Here is a 646-nt window from a genome sequence, read left to right as displayed (position 1 = left end):
ACCGAGCCGTCGTCGCCGACCACCAGGTAGTCGGCCTTGCCGTCGCCGTCGAAGTCGGCGAAGCGGACCTTGTCCCCGGTGGCCACTCCGGCCGCGATCCGCCCGACGCCGTTCCAGCCGCCCCGGCCGTCGGTGTTGAGCCAGGCGGAGACGGAACCGTCGTCCTCGACCACGAGGTAGTCGGCCTTCCCGTCGCCGTTGACGTCCGCGAAGCGGACCTTGCCGCCGGGGGCGACGCCGGCCGCCACCGTGCCGATGGCCTGCCAGCCGCCTCCGGCGGGCGTGCCGGTGGTCCCGCCCGATCCGCCGGACGGGTCCATGCCCCCGCCTCCACCGGGCGTGCCCGTACCCGTGGTCCCGCCGGAGCCGGTCGACGGGTCCATCCCTCCGCCGCCGCCAGGGGCACCGGTGCCTCCGGGCATGTCGGTCCCCCGGTTGAGCCAGGCCTGCACCGAGCCGTCGTCGTTCAGGACGAGGTAGTCGGCCTTGCCGTCGCCGTCGAGGTCGGCGAAGCGGACCTTGCCGCCCGGCGCGACCCCGGCGGCGATCCTTCCGACGCTCTGCCAGCCTCCGCCGCCCTTGGCGTCGGTGCCCCGGTTCAGCCATGCCTCGACCGAGCCGTCGTCGCCGACCACCAGGTAGTCGG

General features: G+C 75.2%; 1 protein-coding gene. It reads right to left on the bottom strand.

Annotated features, from left to right (window positions below; all coding sequences use genetic code 11):
• On the bottom strand, positions 1 to 646 hold a 646-nt coding region (locus AE652_RS42625), incomplete at both ends, for a VCBS repeat-containing protein (RefSeq protein ID WP_049661716.1).

The sequence above is a fragment of the Kitasatospora sp. MY 5-36 genome (assembly GCF_001182915.1).
Lineage (GTDB): Bacteria > Actinomycetota > Actinomycetes > Streptomycetales > Streptomycetaceae > Kitasatospora.
This window is presented reverse-complemented; position numbering and strand designations above follow the sequence as displayed.